The sequence below is a fragment of the Saezia sanguinis genome (assembly GCF_003991585.1).
Taxonomy (GTDB): domain Bacteria; phylum Pseudomonadota; class Gammaproteobacteria; order Burkholderiales; family Burkholderiaceae_C; genus Saezia; species Saezia sanguinis.
Genome location: NZ_PQSP01000153.1, coordinates 1 through 251, shown reverse-complemented (window position 1 = coordinate 251; position 251 = coordinate 1). Strand labels below are relative to the sequence as shown.

Below are 251 nucleotides of genomic sequence, written 5' to 3'. Positions count from 1 at the left end.
GGTTATAGCGCGGATAGGTTGACGACCATTCGGAACCGATCCTCCAGCCTTCGGCGTTTAGAGCGTTGGCGATCCGGTCGTTCTGCCAACCAGCAGGGTAGTTGGTGTCGAAGTACAACCAGTCGAGGTTGGACTTGGCTCCCAACTCCTTCCTCAGCTGGTTGAGTCGAGCGAAGAGCTGACCAGACCCAAGGTCCTTGGCGTAGTCCATCCGGTAGGACTGCTCCATCCAGTCCCACGCCTTCTGATGC

1 protein-coding gene is annotated in these 251 nt (G+C 57.8%); it reads right to left on the bottom strand.

The window, feature by feature from the left end; translation table 11 throughout:
• The coding region (locus tag CUZ56_RS15305; RefSeq protein ID WP_239442636.1) for an endo-alpha-N-acetylgalactosaminidase family protein at positions 1 to 229 on the bottom strand (229 nt) is incomplete at its 3' end.
• Positions 230 to 251 lie beyond the last annotated feature (22 nt).